The following is a 17,164-nucleotide window of genomic DNA, read 5'->3' on the forward strand; positions in this document are numbered from 1 at the left end:
GTGAAGCAACGCTTACAATCTTCTCGCCAACACTTCCCATTTGATGCGAAGCGGTGAAAAAAAGCCCGCCAATGGGAGGGCATCGGCGGGCATACCAGGGGGCTCCGCGCACGGAGCTCACTGTCAGGTATGACGGGCTGACAGTGATGTTGAGGCTAATATTCAGTCGGCATGCCGTCAAGCTGCATAGCCTGTTACACGGTAACGAAATCGTAAGTCATTCGTTGAATGCATCAACCAGCGTTGACGAAGAGCGAGATCTGGCATTCTCTCTTGAACTGGCTACCACATCCCGTGCGTGATGGTTCGGGCCTACATTCCAAGAGATCGATTTGGTCATCAACACAGGATCAGAACGAGCGTGGTGACACGGCTTAAAGTCAGGGCTATCCGCAATCCGGGTACGCGTGTCCACCGTATCGATCAGTTGATAACGCGTAACCAGGTAACCGACCAAGCGAAGCATTCAATGTGCTAATGAAGAGCAAACCCCCGACAAGAATAAAGTGAGATGCGTTAAGGGGCAACGTCTCCGGTAGCAATGTCGCAATGAAAATCGGGGAATCCTTCTGCGGCATAAATTGCCTTCAACCTGGTTCAACCGACAAGCCCGACGACGGTAGCGACACGAGGTATAGCAACCGTCGAATTGCTATGAAGGATTGATGCCTAGATCCCGGCGCAAACTAACGTCAGCGATTGTGTGGTCAACGCACGATGGAAATCAAACGCGGTGGCGGGAATGCTCGCGAAGCAGCAAGTCATGGCGAGCCACAAAATGGCACTCGGTTACGACGGGTTCACAAGCCCGTCCTGATGGCCGGAGTTTGCGCGAAAGTCTCTTCGGATAAGAACACCATCGAATGCAATAATAAACGTTACCACGTAACGACGCTGAGCATCTTGGTTCCGAAAAAGGGAAAAATATGCTTTTATTATGTTGATCTTAATTCACACATCTATGATGTTGTACACTGTAACGACATCAAGGAATCGCAGTTACTAACCGCAATATGAATCCGCATTCTTAAGCTTGTTCGACTCCGCGATTTACCCCTGCTTCTGCTTGGCCACCACGCCATCTCCCGATCAATCGCACGGCCGCGTGACACACAATTCCGAAGTTCACTTACAGTGCGCATCTGTCTATGGGCTAAAACGCCCAAATCGCTCGCGGCCGCATACGATTTCGTTTGCGTTAAGGCTAACGATGAATCACTCACCAGAATGGTCGGTAACCACGCATTGTGCTCGTGACCCGGTGAAGCACCAGAACAGAACGACGACTTCATCGAAGCGATCGCCGCACGTAACAGACGGCACCAAAGACCAACGACGGGAGATATCGGCATCCAAGCACGGGTGCCTCGACGGATATGGAGTACATATGCGAATCGCCTTTTTTACTCAAAGAGACGTACTTTTCAATCAGATAAGTCAAAAATTTGAGCAAGTCAACATTTCCTGTACGCGTTTCACCAATGAACTCGCTATGATCCGCTTCCTTCAGCGTAATTCGGCCTCGCTCGTGATTTTCGACGCTACTCAAATCCAGATTTCCGCTCTCGCGACGCTCACATGGCGCACCTGCCATTTCCGCACGGACGTTCCCCTGATGATGATCGGTCGTTCGTGGGATAACGCTGCGATCATAGAAGCGCTCGAAGCAGGCGTCGATGAGATTGCCGTCGCTACTGCGAGTGTCGAAGAAATCACGGCCCGCGCATGGCGCACGCTTGTGCGTCGCGGCAGGCTCCGCGTTGCGGAACGCCTGACGGTTGGCGGTTACACGATCGACAGGGCGACTCGCATGCTGAGCTTCGGTGAGCACCACGTGTCGCTTACAGCGCGCGAACTCAGCCTGGCTTGGTTGCTGTTGAAAAATGCGGGAACGTTAATGACTCGCCAACAGCTCGCGAATGCAGTCTGGGGGAAAGACGCTGATTTAGCTGGTAGATCCCTCGAGCAACATATATATAAGCTGCGTTCGAAACTTGCACTCGACGTACGCCGTGGCGCGCAGCTGAAAACTATCTACTCGTTGGGTTATGTCTTCGTCACGGATTCACATACTGTGAGCGAGTATCGCCATCCGCTCGCTTCAATGGCCGCTTGAGCGTCTGATACGCATGGCAGTTGGTGTCATCGGCAGTCTATCGAAGCCAGTCGACAGATCGGCGTCACGGATGTTGTCCTCGTAGCTCGTAGCTGCCGTATGTTCGACCTATGATTCTATGGCTCCAGCAGTGACGCTGCAGATGTTGCACGGTCACGCGTTATCCAAACCAAATCTACCGCTCGAAGTATTGCCCCGCACACAATCTTCCCACTCTCAGATTGTCAGAACGACGCTAGCGTTTAGAAGAAAAATCCCTAACGGTGGCGCACGTAATCGATGTGTTCGCCGCTATCGTGACACGCTCCGTCCTGATCTGCCTTGGAATACACCCGAATGAATTAGATGGCGATTCGGAGCCAATTTGACATCTATACGTTGTTAAAACCACGTCGCATATTGCGCGGGTTAGAGGGGATCGAAACGTTCTCCACTGGAGTCCCAGCGGAATGAAAGTTCAGCCCGATCCGTACGTGGTGTTTCATGTTTCGAGCACCTCGCGCATAGAAAAAATATACCGGCGGAGTTTTGTCTGTTCTCGGTTTTAACACCTATTATCCATCTGTGTCGTAATCAATCCACCGCTACTGATTATCCAACTTCAATGCTACATGCCGCTTCGGAAGTAATGTACTTCAGCGCCGGACGAGAACAGTCTTAACAGAACGCGGAGCCTCACGGCACGAAGCCATTCAGCGTCAAGAATTCTGTTCGATGTCGACTCAAGATAATCGGTTGTGGGCCACCTCCGATCGCTGGCTCGGAGTCTCGCATGCCATTGCCATCATCCAGCACATCATGGAGTTTCTGTAATGAAAAGACGTAAGCTACATACTCTATTTCGATTCCGCAATACCTTCATCCTGCTCACTCTCTTTGCAGCGATGGACAGTTTCGCGCACGCCGACACAGAGACGGATCCTCCTGGTGCTGTCTATATCTTGTCTAATCAGCCCTCTGGGAACTCCGTTTTAGTCTATTCGCGGTCAACGGACGGCGCGCTCAGATTCGAGGCGTCTTATCCAACTGGTGGTAGAGGGGTAGGAACCGGAGGCGATCCTCTTGCCTCGCAGGGCTCATTGACGCTGGGATCAGGCTACCTTTTCGCCGTAAATGCGGGAACCAACGATGTGTCGATGTTCGCGATAAACGGGACGCGGCTGACGCTCCTCGACCGGAAGCCCTCGGGTGGTCAAACACCCGTAAGCATTGCGATCAAAGGTTTCAATGCGTACGTGCTGAACGCGGCCGGGGCGCCGAACATCAGCGGTTACATCATCGATGCGATCGGCAAACGTCTCATACCGTTACCGAACTCGACGCGGGCGCTAGCGGGCGGAGCTAACGCGCAACCAGCCCAGGTAAGTTTCACTCCGGACGGCGACGAAATACTCGTGTCTGAGAAGGGAACACAGCTGATCGACACCTTCCGGGTCGGCGCGCTCGGATATACGACTGGTCCAATCTCGCATCGGTCAAATGGCGTAACACCGTTCGGTTTCTCGGTTACCAATAGGGGCTATGCCGTAGTAGCTGAGGCGGGTTCGGGATCTGTATCTTCCTATGAAATCGAAGACAACCGGCACGTCACTTCGATCAGTGCAACCATCCGGCTAACGCAAACTGCGCCGTGCTGGCTTGTTACCACAGGCGACGGCCGTTACGCTTACACAGCCAACGCTGGCAGCGGAACGATCAGCAGCTTGAGAATTGGTGCTGACGGCACGACTCGCGTGCTAAATCCCACGGCGGCTGTGGTGAATTCACCGTTTGACCTTGCGCTTACCAAAAATAGTAGATACTTGTATGTTCGCGAGGGAAACGGAGCAGTCGGCGGCTTTCGGGTTTCCACTGACGGTACGCTTAGCCCAATCGGGTCCGTGGCCGGAGTACCTGCAGGCGCGCAAGGAATTGCCGCGCGCTGAGTCCGACGAAATGCAGTATTTTCAATGTCTCATCATTGCCCGAGCGATAGGTTGAATCCAAACCATGAACAGCGGCTGGAAGAGATATTGATACTGCACCGTTAATGTGGACTACGCCATCGTTGGTTCCGTACCGCGATCCACGTAGGACTGGGTCGCGGCGCACGGAGTGTCTGAAAAGACGAGATAGCGAGCCGACTGTTGTTGTAGGCGAGGACCAAATCGCGACCAGTCAATTCGCGCTGAGCCTGCACTCACAAAGCCGGAGGCCCGTCCGTTCCCTACACGTGCAAGTCGTTCAAGTGACTTCCAACATGACCCTCGCCCACAACAGGGTTGCTGAAGGAGCAAGTTTCTTGAAGACAGTTCAAGTGGTGCAGCGCCACACCGATGCAGAGGGGCTCAAATGGGTGACAAGGACGCCTGTCGGGCGGATGTCACTGAGGAGTTTCCCCTTAGAAGGTGACACCGTTTGCGGCACTACTTGCCTCGTGGCATCAGTGGCATCGCTGATCGCGGAGATTAACGATAGCCCTTCTCTCACGGTAAAGACGCGATGAGATGCAATGAATTCCGAAGAACTCGTTGTCTTCTATTATGTGATAGAAAGCTTTGATTTAACACAGAGTCGTTACGCAGTGACTGTTAGCGGCGAAGACCCATCAACCATTTCCCATCGGTTCCAAGTGCTCGGGGCATTCTTCACGCCGTTATCGGCCCGGTCGCACGGATGATGACGCATTGCATCATCGAATCGAAACTAGCACATTCGTAGCTCCGCGGGGTTACGCCGGTGATGCGAAAATCGCATGATCGCGCGGATAGCTGTTGGATCCAGATCATGCCACCGGGTCCGCCAATAGAGCATAGATGGGACGTAGGAGCCCTTCTAGCAACGCACGCTCCGGCCGCGCACGTGCCAACACCCTTATGCCGAGCAGTGTGCTCAGAAGAATTCCCGCAAGATCATCCGCGGATTGATCACGTGATATCTGCCCGCAGGTTTGACCAGCCGCGACGCAACACCTGAAGAAACCTTCAACGTGAGCGAGCACACGGGCAACTTCCTCTTGGATCTTCGCGTCATGCGGTAGGTTTCCAAACCCGGCATTCACAAGCAGGTACCCTTTGCGACCTTCGTCTACCACCGAACGTTCCACAATTTCATTGAAGAAGGAGACGATGGCATCTCTCGGAGTTAATCCCACGAAGCGCGCCCCCCGATCCTCAAAGTTGCAGGCCAGATAATGTCCCAGGGCTCTCTCGAACAGCGACTGCTTGTCGCCGAACACAACGAGCAGGTTGTCGGCTGTGGTACCCACACTCGCAGAGAGTTCTTGCACAGACATCTCATCGTACCCGTGGCGCCAGAACCAATCGACAGTCGCGTCTAACACAGCCTTTTCGTCAAATTCCCGTGGTCTGTCCATAGTGTCCCCACAGTTCAATGTTTAGATTCCCATATAGTTGGTGAATTTTGGCTTTCTCATTCTAAAGCAACCTCCCTAAAACGACACGATCTACGACTTGCAATCGCAATTCGTTACCACGTAACGAATCTGTGAGACAGGCATGAAAGCTGCGATTGTATTTTGCTCAGGTTCCCCCGGATGCATGCCTATAGCTGCTACCGCTGGACAGACCCATCTTCATTGAGAATTCGATACGTCGACTGCACTTTTTGAATCGAGCCTCTCTGCCAAGGCATCGAATGCACATCAAAGAATCCGGGCGTAACATATAGCGTCTCTGAGTTCATTCTTGAGACAATCGATGAAGTATCGGCTCGATATAGTCGTCTTGGTATGGTGCAAACGATCCTTCAAACATTGTTACCACAAGCCTGCACCATATGACGTTAAGTATCGCGAGGCTTATTCATCGCGCTATCAATGCATCGGTACCAGCGTTGTCCAATGAGCTACGAACCTTGTAACAGAATTCATATCAGAGCAATGTCTCGCTCACAGAAGCGTAGCAGGGCGCTGATCGCCGCGATTTTCGGATCAGGAATGGCGTTCATCGACGGTACGGTCATCAATGTCGCCACGGCTAAACTCCAGATCAGTTTTTCGGCAACCGCTGCTGAGATTCAATGGGTCGTCGAAGCGTATGCACTCACACTTTCGGCCCTGCTGCTTCTTGGAGGCAGGCTCGGAGACCTGTACGGTCATAAGCGCGTTTTTATTTTGGGCAACATCCTTTTTGCGGCGTCGTCGCTCTTCTGCGCTATTTCCGGCTCACTCTCTGAGCTCGTCGCGGCGCGAGCGACTCAAGGCGTTGCGGCCGCCATGTTAGTTCCATGTAGCCTTACGCTTATCACATCGACCTATCCAGCAGAGGTTCGCGCGAGAGCGATTGGAATCTGGTCCGGCTCTACCGCCTTGATGGCTGCGATCGGGCCGTTTCTGGGCGGTTGGTTGATTGATCATCTGTCGTGGACTACGGTGTTCTATGTGAACCTTCCCCTAGCCACCATCGCCACGGTCTACGCCTCCCGCGTGCCGGGCGGTCATACCAGTACAGATCGCGGCACACTCAACTGGACAAGCAGCATCAGTATGACCGCGGCCTTCGCCGCACTGACGTATTCCTTGCTCAGCGCCCAAAACGCTCCAATCCACGCTATACCCGCCGCCATCGCGAGTGTAGGGTTCTTCATGCTCCTTATTCGGTGTGAACGGCGTGCCGCCACGCCCTTGTTCCCAACGACATTATTGCGCTCACCGGGCTTCCTTGCCGCAAACACGATCACCCTCTTTCTATATACCGCCACATCAGCAGTATTTTATTTCCTGCCGTTGAATCTGATTCAGATCCATCACTACGCTGCGTCAGAGGCGGGCGCAGCTCTTGCACCAATGATCCTCATGCTCTCCGTCTTGTCATATTGGGGCGGCGGATTACTGGCAAGGTTTGGAGCACGCCGTTCTCTGACAGTAGGCAGCTCAATCGTTAGCGTTGCCTTTTTCAGTATGTGCCTTCCCGGGTCTGAGGGCTCTTACTGGTCGACCTATTTCATTCCTATGCTAGTTTTCGGCCTCGGCATGTCTATCTGCGTAGCCCCACTTACCACCACTGTCATGAACTCGGCACCGGGGCATCTGACCGGGGCCGCCTCCGGAATCAACAATGCTATTTCTCGAGCCGCAGGTTTGCTCGCAATAGCCGTGTTCGGCCTCGTCCTATCCAAATCCTTCAACTCAGAGCTGGATAGTTCACTGCAGACATTGAAGCTATCAGGTGCCGAACAGGTCGAAGTCGATCACCAGAGGCCACTTCTTGCCGGGGCTCGTTATGCCAATCCTGCCATCCAACGTGCCTCGGACGCGTCGTTCGTCGCGTCATTCAGACTTGTCATTTTTATGTCCGCAGGCTTGGCGCTGGTCAGCGCAATTTGCGCATGGTCGATGCTGGAGAGAGATCCTTCCAGCAAGCGATGAATCAGGGAACAGGCTTTCGTCCTGGACCGGCAGGAAACGACGCAACGCGATAGTTCTCGAGTCGGCCGTTCTCCCAAGCTGCGCGACACTTATCAGATGAAGTGACTTTCTCGCTGGATGCACACGCCGGTCCAACTCTCTTTCAATCGATACTCCGTAGGCAACCAAACCACAATATGCGTCCCAATCAGGATCTTCCATGCGCGTAGCCCGCCTTTGCATTAATAATTTCCGTGGCATAAAGCACGCCACGTTGCTGCTACCCAAACACGGACTTCTGATCGGGGATAACAACACGGGCAAAACAACGGTTCTTGAGGCTCTGGATCTCGCCCTCGGACCGGATCGGCTTAACCGGATACCGCCGATAAATGAACACGATTTCTTCAACGGACACTATTTCGACAGGCCACCGGCGCTCGACAGCATCCCGAACTCGAACAAGGATCGTGCACTGAGCCAGGCGGATTCGGCTTTCGACAAACTCGCAAAGCCCCCAAGGATTCAGATCGAAGTGGTTATCGTCGACCTCAGCCTTGAGCAGAAAGCGCACTTTGGCGACTACGTTGAATTTTGGGACTCGACTGCGAACAACCTATACGACATCCCGCACGCCCCGGGCGTCGATGCCGCGTCTATTACCGAAGCGCTACGCGTCACCTTTTGTGGCTGTTACAACGAAGACGAAGACGACTTCGAAGGAAAGACCTACTTTTCCCGCAGCCTCACCGATACCACAGGGCCGGAGCAGTTTTCCCGAAAAGACAAGCAGCGTTGCGGCTTCCTGTATCTACGCACCATTCGAACAGGCACACGTGCGCTGAGTCTTGAACGGGGCAGTCTTCTCGACATCATCCTTCGCCTTAAAGAGGTGAGGCCTCAGATGTGGGAGAACACTCTCGGTGCGCTTTCAGGCACAGTCGTGGCCGGTGACCCAGCGCTAGGCATTTCATCTGTTCTTGAGACCATCAACACCGCTTTGAAGAAGTACGTCCCGAAGGAATGGGGCGTCGAACCGCATCTCAAGGTTTCTGATCTCACTCGCGAACATCTCAGGAAAATCGTAACAGCATTTATTGCCACTGGTGATGGCCAGCACGTTGCTCCCTTCTATCGCCAAGGAACCGGGACGATTAACATGCTCGTGCTAGCCATGCTTTCGCAAATTGCCGAAAGCAGGCAAAACGTCATCTTTGCGATGGAGGAACCGGAAACCTCGATACCGCCGTACGCACAGAAGCGGATTGTTCACGAGGTCCGCAAACTCGCTTCGCAGACTCTTTTCACATCGCATTCACCGTATGTGCTCGAAGAGTTTGCGACCGACGATACACTGGTTCTTGCGCGCGATGCGCAGGGCGTGTTGATACAACGATCAATTGAATTTCCCGATAACGTGAAGCAAAAGCGTTACAGGAAAGAATTCAGGACAGTATTCTGTGAAGGACTACTCGCTCGTCGCGTGCTGATCGCTGAAGGGCCGACCGAAGCATCTGCTTTCCCAGCCGCCTGTCGACGTCTTTCCGAACTCGATCCCGATACTTACACTTCCCTCGAAGCGTTGGGCGTATGTACCGTCGATGCGTCCGGGGAGAAGAATGTTTCAGGTATGGCGAAACTGTATCGCGGTCTCGGAAAGCAGACCTTTGCGATTTGCGACAAACAGGACCACGATAGCACAGCGAAAATCAAAGCCGAAGTTACACTACTTTTGATGCACGAAGAGAAGGGCTTTGAGGATCTCGTGATCAAGGGTACATCCCGACTGGCACTCGAGCGCTTCGCCAAGCAGATCGATTGGCCACCTCATATCCTTAAAAGCCTTCCTGATCCGACTAAGAACTTGGTCGACGCATTTGGCGAGTATTTTGCGTGGTCTAAAGGAACTGGCGGAATCGCAGACTTCCTCGCTCAGTGCGATGAGACCGAGATACCCGAGTGGATCAAAAAAGCCGCATGTTCGCTCAAGGATGCGTGCAACGCTCCTACACCACGAGCCGAGAATCCAGCATTGGTACTCGACTACGCGCTTGGAGGCTAATGGTAATGGATCTGACTATCGGCCAACAGGAGATCATGCACGCCGAAGGCCACCTGCTAGCGACCGGCGGGCCTGGCTCAGGGAAGACAACTGTCTCGATCCTCAAAGCAGCAAAGATTGCAGGAAGTGAGCTTGCGGCGGGACAGAGCGTACTGTTCGTCAGTTTCGCGCGGGCGACAGTGTCGCGTGTAAAGGAAGCCATCGAGCACGAGCAACATATCCCGCAAGAACAGCAACGTCGTATTGACATCGAGACGTATCACTCATTCTTCTGGCGCATTTTGAGGTCCCACGCATACCTCATCGGTCTACCACGCAAAATTGACATTCTCACCCCACCGGCAGAAGCCATCGCGCTCGCGGACATTCGTGCGAGGTTTCCTGGAAAAAAATTGACGGACGGGCAGAAGGAAGCAAAAGGCCTCGCTGAAGCGCGCGAGTGCACCCGCCTCGCAATGGACGAAGGACGAGTCTGCTTTGACCTGTTCGCAACGTATGCTGGTGACATACTGTGTGGCAGCGACCGCGTGTCTCGCCTCGTCTCTGACATGTATCCCGTCATCATCCTTGACGAATTCCAGGACACAAACCGCGCTCAGTGGCGTGCGATCCAGGCGCTGGGTAAGCACTCCCGCCTGATAGCACTCGCAGATCCGGAGCAGCGGATTTTTGATTGGATCGGTGCTGATCCCGCCCGCCTTGACCAGTTCCGGAATGTCTTTAAACCAATGCAGGTCGACTTGAGGTCCGAAAACCATCGCAGCCTTGGTACTGAAATCGGTATATACGGTAACGATCTGCTCACTGGAAACTTTCGCCAAGAGGCTTACGAGAGCGTCAAGATCCGGTACTTTGAACCGTACAACGCGCCAGCAATGGCAATGCTTGTGACGACAATCTACGCCGCGCGACAGCGCCTCATAAAGCTCGCTATTAAGGATTGGTCGCTCGCCATTCTGGTTCCAACAAAAAAAATGACGGAGCTAGTCGCAGATGCACTGCGCCGACCTCCGGCTGGCATGCGAGAGATTCCGCACACCGCGGTAGTCGAGATGGAAGGTGCGATTCTAGCTGGAGACATCATCGCACTGTTTATGCAGCCCGCCTCCAGTCATCGGCACCTGACACAGCTTATCGAGTTGCTTTGTCATTATTACCTGGGCAAAGGGGGCGATGAGCCAACGCAGCATGCTTTTAGCGAAGTCACCGGCTTACGCAAGGGATACGAGGAACTGCTCACCGCCCGGACTAGGGGCAAGACCGTTCGCAAGAACAGCATTATCGCCAACGTCTTGACGGTGTATGAGTCAACTTGCGCATTGCAACTGACTGGTGATCCAGATGCCGACTGGCGCGCGGTCAGCCGCGTGTTAGAGCAAGGCGCCTGCAAGCGCCTGCGGGAAGTCGCCGAAGACGCGAAAAGCATTCGAATACTCGACCGCGGCACCCGGTTGCGTCAGGCACTGTCGCAAGATTGGAGGGACTACGGTGAATACCGAAATGCATTGGAACTTGTAAGAAGGACGTTCGTTCAGCAGCATCTGTCAACGGGTACAAAACCCGAGTCAGGCGTCATCGTCATGAACATGCATAAGGCGAAGGGCAAGCAGTTTGACGAAGTGATCATCTTCGAAGGATGGCCGATTAAACGTAAGGGACAGCCACTCTTCAATGGCGACAGAATCGTCCGCTCCAATTCACGCGAGAGCATTGATGAGCAAGCCCGTCAGACGCTCCGAGTTAGCGTCACCAGAGGGAAGCGTCAAGTAACCATCCTGACACCGCGAGGCGATCCCTGTGTACTGCTGGTTTGAAGGTTAAATGCGCTTTGGTTACGTTTGCTGCAAGAACCGCTGCGTGTGTCGAGAGGACAAAGTACTTCAGACCGAGGATAGATCAAGCCTGTAGCGGCGGATAGTTATGTGAATGCCGGTGAAGCCCTGCTGACGAATCAAAAGCTGTGTGCCGCAACCCATCGGTGAGGCGATTCGCGTTCGCACGGTTGAATACACCAGCCTCTCGCATACCCAATATGATCCGAATCAGCATGTTTTTGAATCGTTCGTGCATTGGCACTGTGATCCGTGGAAAGTAAAGTAACGCCAGCAATCTAGCCCGATTCTGTAGCACCGAGGCGGTTAAGCCTAAACCGCCGCCGCCCTTCCGAGCGAGAAACATGATGAAGACGCTTCATATCGATGTCGCAGTGATCGGCGCAGGCAGCGCAGGCCTGTCCGCCTTTCGCGCAGCGAAGGCAGCGGGCGCAAGCGTAGTGCTGATCGAGGGTAGCGAATATGGAACGACCTGTTCACGCGCGTCGGATGTATGCCGTCGAAGCTGCTGATCGCCCCCGCCGAAGCTGCCGATGCCGTCCGCAGCACGGCACGGTTCGGCGTGCATGTCGATGGAGACGTGTGGGTTGACGAACGCGAGGTGATGGCGCGCTTGAAATGTGAGCGCAATCGATTTGTCAGCTTCGTAGTCGAATCAACCGAGAATATCCCGGCTGACGAGCGGCTGATTGGCTACGCCCGGTTCATCGACGACAACGTGCTACAGGTTGGCGATCATACCCGCGTGCATGCGAAGCGGATCGCGATCGCGACAGGTTCATCGCCCTATATGCCGGTGATGTACCAGGCACCTGGTGAACGCGCGATCGTCAACGACGACGTATTCGCGTGGGACGATCTGCCGCGCAAGGTGGATCTGGAACTGCGATCGACACGTTTCGCCGTGCGACGGATATAACTCAAGGCGCCAATAGATGGGGCTGATCTTTCTTGACCGATCACAGCCAAGATTTAGTGAATCAGATGTTAGCGCCGTAAGCTGCACGACGAAGTGTTCGTTCGTTACCCGGGCTTACGCACTCGGGAAAGAACGGATATCAAGCTTTAGCGACAAACTACTCTGATTGCTGTCGCAGGTGTGTCTTGTTATTCGGCTGCCCGACCAACAAAAGCTCATCTGCGATTCGCTGCTCCGTCTCCGCCGGCCCATTTCGGATGCGAACGTCCGTCGGGTCGTCACTCAAAATTTGCCGGCTTCCATCGGCCTCGTAGGCTTCGATGTTCAGACTTCGTCTGCCTGCGTGGTTCATCTGTTACGAAAGGAGTTCGTATCATGCTAGTCCCCGGCCAAGTGGCACCAGCGCTCGTCGTTGACACATTGCGCCACGGTTCGTTCGATCTTGCATCACAGGTATCGGGACGAATGACGCTAATCTACTTTTATCGCGGCCTTCATTGCCCCGTTTGCACAACGCATCTAACCGAGTTGGAACAGCTGACGCCGAGGTTCGCGGAACGCGGGGTCACTACGATCGCCATCTCTTCTGACAGCGAACCTCACGCTCGCGAGATGCAGAAAAAGAGCGCGGCAAACGACTTGCGCATGGGCTACAGATTCTCCTTATCTGAAGCTCTCAAATGGGGGCTCGTCATCTCAACGTCTCAAGGCAAGACATCCATTGGGATCGAAGATCTTGACATCTTCTTCGAGACTGGCGTGTTTCTGCTACGCGCTGACCGCACCATAAACTATCGATCTGTTCAATCGACGCCATTCCTCGAACTCAACTTCACCGATCTGTTACAAGCTCTTGATTCCGTGATCAAGGATGATCAACCTGTTCGCGCGAAGTACGACGGCGCATTAGGACCTTTGAACCAGATTGCTGCGACCGTTCATCCTGCATTGCCGACCTCCACCAAATTCTGACCCACGGCCGCAGGTGGGTCAGTTCTGCGTGAACGTCAACAGGGAGCTCACGCGTTAGCGGTGATCGTTCTTGCAAACGCATCGAGCGCGAGAATCGAATCGCTGACCAACCTGGTCGAGACATCGACAGGGCATGCGTAAGTAGACTCTCCGTCAGCCAGCGATGCCTCCGCAATCCGGTTTGCATTCTGCCGCAAGTTCCCTTCAAGTCCCAAATGAGCCAGCGTGGTCGGCAATCCCACCTGTTCGCAAAACCGAATCATTTCCTCGATTTCCTGCAACGGACGATTCTCCAGCATCAGCAGACACAGCGTCCCGAACGCGACCTTCTCGCCATGCAACATGCCGTGCGTCTCGCTCAGGACCGTCAGGCCATCGTGGATGCCGTGCGCCGCCGAGCACCCGCAATTCTCGAAGCCGATGCTGCTAAGCAGCGTGTTGGCTTCAATGATGTTCTCGACTGCCGTCGTGCACAGGCCGGCCTCCACCGCTTGCTTCGCCTTCAGACCATCGCGCATCAGCACGTCGTGGCAGGCCCTCGCGATGGCGATGCCAGCCGTGGTCGGAGGGAAACCGCCTGCAACGTAGTTCTTCGTCCGCGATTCCAGGTTTGATCGCGCCTCGAACCAGGTCGAAAGCGCGTCGCCCATACCAGCGACCAGGAACCGGACGGGCGCGCTTGCCACAATCTCCGTGTCAACGATCACGAGGTCCGGATTGCGCGGCAGCCGCGCCGAACCCTCGTAGATGCCGTCGGCCGTATAGCGAACGGCGACCGCGCTGCAAGGCGCATCCGTCGACGCGATCGTCGGCACGATAACGGTCCGTGCATCCACTTCGAATGCAGCAATCTTGACGGTGTCGGCCGTCTTGCCACCGCCGACACCAACGAGAATCCGGCTGTCCTGACGTCGCGCGACTTCGGTCACCCGGGCAATCTCGGCCAGCGTGCACTCGCCGCCGAACTTTTCCAGATGCACAGACAGTCCCGCACCTTCGAGGTCGCTCTTCAGTGCGCCTTTTAGACGATCGAAGAGGAATGCGTCGATTACCACGAGCACATTGTGTCCGAGCGAACCTAGATGCTGCGAAAGTCGCGAGATTTCGCCCGCACGCTGGATGTATTTACCTGGGCCCGCATAGGCTCTCGTCATGGTCGGGGTCTCCTATTTTTATTTAACTGGAAGGCGCGATCGGCAAATGGCTAGCCTTGAATCGAGTAGCCGCCGTCCACTGGGATCACCGCACCCGTTAAAAAGTCGCATTCACGCGAGCACAGCGCCACAGCGATGCCCGCGAGATCGCGCGGAGTCCCCCAGCGACGCTGAGGCGTACGGTTCAACACGCTCGCGTCAAGGTCCGGGAACAGTCGCTTCGCTTCAGCGGTGAGGTCAGTTTCAATCCAGCCTGGCAGCAGCGTGTTCACCTGGATGTTGTCGGGCGCCCATTCGACGGCCCATGCCTTACCCAGTTGAACAATTCCGCCCTTACTCGCCGCGTACGCCGAGCCGTAAGTCGTTCCGAAAAGCGAGAGCATCGAACCGATGTTGATAATCTTGCCTCCACCCGAACGTACGAACGCGCTGTGGATGGCCTGACCGCAAAAATGGGCGCCGCTCAGGTTAGTGTCGATGATGCGATGCCAGTCTTCGACTGTGAGTGCGTGCCCCTGCTTCCGGATGTTCATGCCGGCATTGTTCACGAGGATATCGAGCTTGCCGAAATACCGTTCAGCGTGCGCGATTGCTTCTACACAATCGCTGTATTTCGTGATGTCTGCCTCGATGAAAACACCACTTTCGCTTGCGCCCGGCAATGAAGAAATCGCGGCTCGTCCTTTCTCGGGGTCGCGGCCGACCAGCGCCACGCGCGCGCCCGCTGCGACCATTCCGTGCGCAATGCCCAGCCCAATGCCGCTCGCCCCGCCCGTTACGATGGCGACCTTGCCAGATAGATTGAACATGTCTGTCTCCAAATTGAAGTTGTAGATTAGAGCGGACATAGCTTAGCCCGCCCGGACACAACGAAAGACAGGCAACAATCGCGATATTTTTGGCGAAGTAACTTGAGTTTTGTGAATAACAGTCCATAGCATCTGCGATCCGTAGGGACAGTCACCGATTTAGACGCTGGCTAAACGTCAATTGCCCGTATCGCACTCGAACCGCCTGATTTCTCCAACCCATGGCTCGGGTGCGGGAACTACACCGGAAACCACTGCAAAGCCCACATGTGTTGTCAGCAGTTCCCCGACATGGGGTCGCTTCATCTCAGATTTGCGATAGGGCACAGAAGACGTGAGCATCGTCCTGCACGAATGCGCGCGTATGTTTGAGTCACTTCGAGAGAGCCCGATGGCTCATCCCGGTGACAGGCGCAGAAATCGCTGCACCGGATCGGCAAGTCACAATATGAGCGAGCGCCCTGATTGAATACCAGAACGCTTAAGTTTCAACTTGCCGACAGTCGTGCCCGTAAATGGTAAGGCGGGATGTAAAGCGGGACGATCCAACTCGATTTCGTGTTACCTGACCGGTTAGGCGCCCGCTTTGTCAATGACGAGAACGCTCATGAGACCCCTGTCATGGTGCATCACGCCGTGCTCGGCAGCATGGAGCACTTCATACCGATACTCCCTGAACACCGCGAGGGCTGGTGCCAGTATGGCTTGCGCCTGAACAGGTCGATGTGGTGAGTAGCAGTGACGCATTGGCGCCCCATGCAATGCAGGTGATGGAGAAACTCGATGAGGCGGGACTGCGCGTCGTTTCCGATTGTCAGGCGGAGCGTCTGGAGCGAAAAATCGTTGATGCGCGAGAATTGCGGATACCGTTGATGCTTGTGGTGGGTGCACGGGACGAACGCGATCAGACGGTAAGTATTCGAAAACACAACAGCGACCGGGCGACAATGCCGCTAGAAGAGGCAGCGTTAACGCGCGAAACCCGATCTTCGGAAGGCAGTCGAGAAAGCGGCGCGGGGCGCTGGCCCCGCACCTCTAACAATCACCGGTGGCGGCGTCAATCAAGCGTTGGACGAATCGCTGGTGGCTTCGGGTGCTGTTACAGAGACAGTGCTGCCCGAGTCCGCGCTGATAGATGCCTTTTGGGTAACCACTTTCTTCGCTGCCTTGCGGACCACTGCCTTTTTGGATGCAGCTTTCTTCGCTGGCTCCTTCTTCGCTGCCACGCCGGCCTTCTTCACCGCACTCTTCTTGGCAACGGCCGCCCTCGCGGTAGCTTTCTTTCCGACGACTTTCTTCGCCGGTGTCGATGCTTTCTTCGCTACCTCGGGTTTCGACTCCGTAGCGCTCTCAGCCGCCCCTGCAATCAAATATTTCGTGCGATCCTTTGCGCTGGCTAGCCATGCGGGCGCGGGACCGCGGCCGCTCCACGTGGCTCCCGTCTTCGGATCGCGGTACTTCGGCGCCTGCGGACCTCGGACGTAGTTACCAGCCGTTTCGTTCTTCGTCGTCGCAGATCCCGAAGCGACAGCGTTGCCTTCGATCAGATACTTGTTGCGATCTTTCGCACTGGCAATCCATGCGGGCGCGCGACCATGACCAGTCCAGGTCGCGCCGCTTTTCGGGTCGCGATACTTGGCTGCCGACGTGGACGTCTGGGCGGCGGCCTTGACGCCCGGCTTGCGGCCACGCCTCTTCGCCCCGCCGATGTGCGCATCGATATCGGCTGTCGTCAAACCGTGCTTTTCCATGATGTCGCGAATCTTCGCGATGACGCCAGAGGACTGTCTCGCGGCCAGTGCTTCCGCCTGAGCCTGGAGCTTTGCGATCTGCGCCTGAACCTTTTGAAGTGTTGCCATTGATTTTTCTCCCCGTCGTTGGTGTTGGCGGCACTATGCCATATAACCGTGCGAACAGGCCATCGAGCGATATACCTTGTAAGCGGCACTGAAA

The 17,164-nt window shown here is 55.0% G+C and carries 12 protein-coding genes and 3 pseudogenes; 10 read left to right on the forward strand and 5 right to left on the reverse strand.

Annotated elements, in window-relative coordinates:
• The first annotated feature begins 717 nt into the window (after nucleotides 1-717).
• The 3 genes from G3O01_RS44230 (at nucleotide 718) to G3O01_RS44240 (ending at nucleotide 4,041) form a co-directional block, all read left to right on the forward strand.
• Nucleotides 718-1,017: a hypothetical protein gene (locus tag G3O01_RS44230; RefSeq protein WP_205813807.1), complete on the forward strand. Its 300-nt coding sequence runs from the start codon at nucleotides 718-720 to the stop codon at nucleotides 1,015-1,017.
• A gap of 370 nt (nucleotides 1,018-1,387) precedes the next feature.
• Nucleotides 1,388-2,116, forward strand: coding sequence for a response regulator transcription factor (locus G3O01_RS44235; protein WP_205813808.1), 729 nt, complete (start codon nucleotides 1,388-1,390; stop codon nucleotides 2,114-2,116).
• An 812-nt stretch (nucleotides 2,117-2,928) separates the two neighbouring features.
• Complete coding sequence (locus G3O01_RS44240) at nucleotides 2,929-4,041, forward strand: beta-propeller fold lactonase family protein (RefSeq protein ID WP_205813809.1); 1,113 nt, start codon at nucleotides 2,929-2,931, stop codon at nucleotides 4,039-4,041.
• An 839-nt stretch (nucleotides 4,042-4,880) separates the two neighbouring features.
• Here the strand turns inward: G3O01_RS44240 and G3O01_RS44245 are convergent.
• The gene (locus G3O01_RS44245) at nucleotides 4,881-5,471 is read right to left on the reverse strand and encodes a TetR/AcrR family transcriptional regulator (RefSeq protein ID WP_205813810.1); all 591 of its coding nucleotides are present in this window, start codon (nucleotides 5,469-5,471) and stop codon (nucleotides 4,881-4,883) included.
• Between the two features lie 486 nt (nucleotides 5,472-5,957).
• Between G3O01_RS44245 and G3O01_RS44250 the strand changes: the two genes are divergently transcribed.
• From G3O01_RS44250 to G3O01_RS44270, 5 genes and pseudogenes are all read left to right on the forward strand, one after another.
• Nucleotides 5,958-7,484 (forward strand): MFS transporter, encoded by a 1,527-nt coding sequence (locus G3O01_RS44250; RefSeq protein ID WP_205813811.1) that lies wholly within the window; start codon nucleotides 5,958-5,960, stop codon nucleotides 7,482-7,484.
• A 199-nt stretch (nucleotides 7,485-7,683) separates the two neighbouring features.
• Nucleotides 7,684-9,525: an AAA family ATPase gene (locus G3O01_RS44255; protein WP_205813812.1), complete on the forward strand. Its 1,842-nt coding sequence runs from the start codon at nucleotides 7,684-7,686 to the stop codon at nucleotides 9,523-9,525.
• A gap of 5 nt (nucleotides 9,526-9,530) precedes the next feature.
• Entirely contained in the window at nucleotides 9,531-11,339 is a 1,809-nt protein-coding gene (locus G3O01_RS44260; protein ID WP_205813813.1) for an ATP-dependent helicase, read from the forward strand.
• 365 nt (nucleotides 11,340-11,704) lie between these two features.
• A pseudogene (locus tag G3O01_RS44265) lies at nucleotides 11,705-12,231 on the forward strand (FAD-dependent oxidoreductase); the annotation flags it as partial.
• A gap of 420 nt (nucleotides 12,232-12,651) precedes the next feature.
• Complete coding sequence (locus G3O01_RS44270; protein WP_205813814.1) at nucleotides 12,652-13,248, forward strand: redoxin domain-containing protein; 597 nt, start codon at nucleotides 12,652-12,654, stop codon at nucleotides 13,246-13,248.
• 47 nt (nucleotides 13,249-13,295) lie between these two features.
• On the opposite strand, the gene G3O01_RS44275 is transcribed toward G3O01_RS44270, so the two are convergent.
• From G3O01_RS44275 to G3O01_RS45485, 3 genes and pseudogenes are all read right to left on the reverse strand, one after another.
• A complete protein-coding gene (locus tag G3O01_RS44275; RefSeq protein ID WP_205813815.1) occupies nucleotides 13,296-14,402 on the reverse strand; it encodes a glycerol dehydrogenase in 1,107 nt (368 codons plus the stop codon).
• Nucleotides 14,403-14,452: 50 nt separating this feature from the next.
• Nucleotides 14,453-15,211: a glucose 1-dehydrogenase gene (locus tag G3O01_RS44280; RefSeq protein WP_205813816.1), complete on the reverse strand. Its 759-nt coding sequence runs from the start codon at nucleotides 15,209-15,211 to the stop codon at nucleotides 14,453-14,455.
• Nucleotides 15,212-15,536: 325 nt separating this feature from the next.
• A pseudogene (locus G3O01_RS45485) lies at nucleotides 15,537-15,690 on the reverse strand (aminoacyl--tRNA ligase-related protein); the annotation flags it as partial.
• A 79-nt stretch (nucleotides 15,691-15,769) separates the two neighbouring features.
• Between G3O01_RS45485 and G3O01_RS45815 the strand changes: the two are divergent.
• On the forward strand, nucleotides 15,770-15,943 hold the full coding sequence (locus G3O01_RS45815; protein ID WP_346779274.1) for a hypothetical protein: 174 nt from the start codon (nucleotides 15,770-15,772) through the stop codon (nucleotides 15,941-15,943).
• 38 nt (nucleotides 15,944-15,981) lie between these two features.
• A pseudogene (locus tag G3O01_RS45490) lies at nucleotides 15,982-16,116 on the forward strand (His/Gly/Thr/Pro-type tRNA ligase C-terminal domain-containing protein); the annotation flags it as partial.
• A gap of 156 nt (nucleotides 16,117-16,272) precedes the next feature.
• Here the strand turns inward: G3O01_RS45490 and G3O01_RS44290 are convergent.
• Nucleotides 16,273-17,070, reverse strand: coding sequence for an H-NS family nucleoid-associated regulatory protein (locus tag G3O01_RS44290; RefSeq protein WP_205813817.1), 798 nt, complete (start codon nucleotides 17,068-17,070; stop codon nucleotides 16,273-16,275).
• Nucleotides 17,071-17,164: the final 94 nt, after the last annotated feature.

This window comes from Burkholderia sp. Ac-20365, from assembly GCF_017104715.1.
Taxonomy (GTDB): domain Bacteria; phylum Pseudomonadota; class Gammaproteobacteria; order Burkholderiales; family Burkholderiaceae; genus Paraburkholderia.

Bases quoted from the DNA above. Each gene is read 5' to 3' on its own strand.
- G3O01_RS44230 (WP_205813807.1), top strand. From the start codon at position 718: ATGGAAATCAAACGCGGTGGCGGGAATGCTCGCGAAGCAGCAAGTCAT.
- G3O01_RS44235 (WP_205813808.1), top strand. From the start codon at position 1,388: ATGCGAATCGCCTTTTTTACTCAAAGAGACGTACTTTTCAATCAGATA.
- G3O01_RS44240 (WP_205813809.1), top strand. From the start codon at position 2,929: ATGAAAAGACGTAAGCTACATACTCTATTTCGATTCCGCAATACCTTC.
- G3O01_RS44245 (WP_205813810.1), bottom strand. From the start codon at position 5,471: ATGGACAGACCACGGGAATTTGACGAAAAGGCTGTGTTAGACGCGACT.
- G3O01_RS44250 (WP_205813811.1), top strand. From the start codon at position 5,958: ATGAGCTACGAACCTTGTAACAGAATTCATATCAGAGCAATGTCTCGC.
- G3O01_RS44255 (WP_205813812.1), top strand. From the start codon at position 7,684: ATGCGCGTAGCCCGCCTTTGCATTAATAATTTCCGTGGCATAAAGCAC.
- G3O01_RS44260 (WP_205813813.1), top strand. From the start codon at position 9,531: ATGGATCTGACTATCGGCCAACAGGAGATCATGCACGCCGAAGGCCAC.
- G3O01_RS44270 (WP_205813814.1), top strand. From the start codon at position 12,652: ATGCTAGTCCCCGGCCAAGTGGCACCAGCGCTCGTCGTTGACACATTG.
- G3O01_RS44275 (WP_205813815.1), bottom strand. From the start codon at position 14,402: ATGACGAGAGCCTATGCGGGCCCAGGTAAATACATCCAGCGTGCGGGC.
- G3O01_RS44280 (WP_205813816.1), bottom strand. From the start codon at position 15,211: ATGTTCAATCTATCTGGCAAGGTCGCCATCGTAACGGGCGGGGCGAGC.
- G3O01_RS44290 (WP_205813817.1), bottom strand. From the start codon at position 17,070: ATGGCAACACTTCAAAAGGTTCAGGCGCAGATCGCAAAGCTCCAGGCT.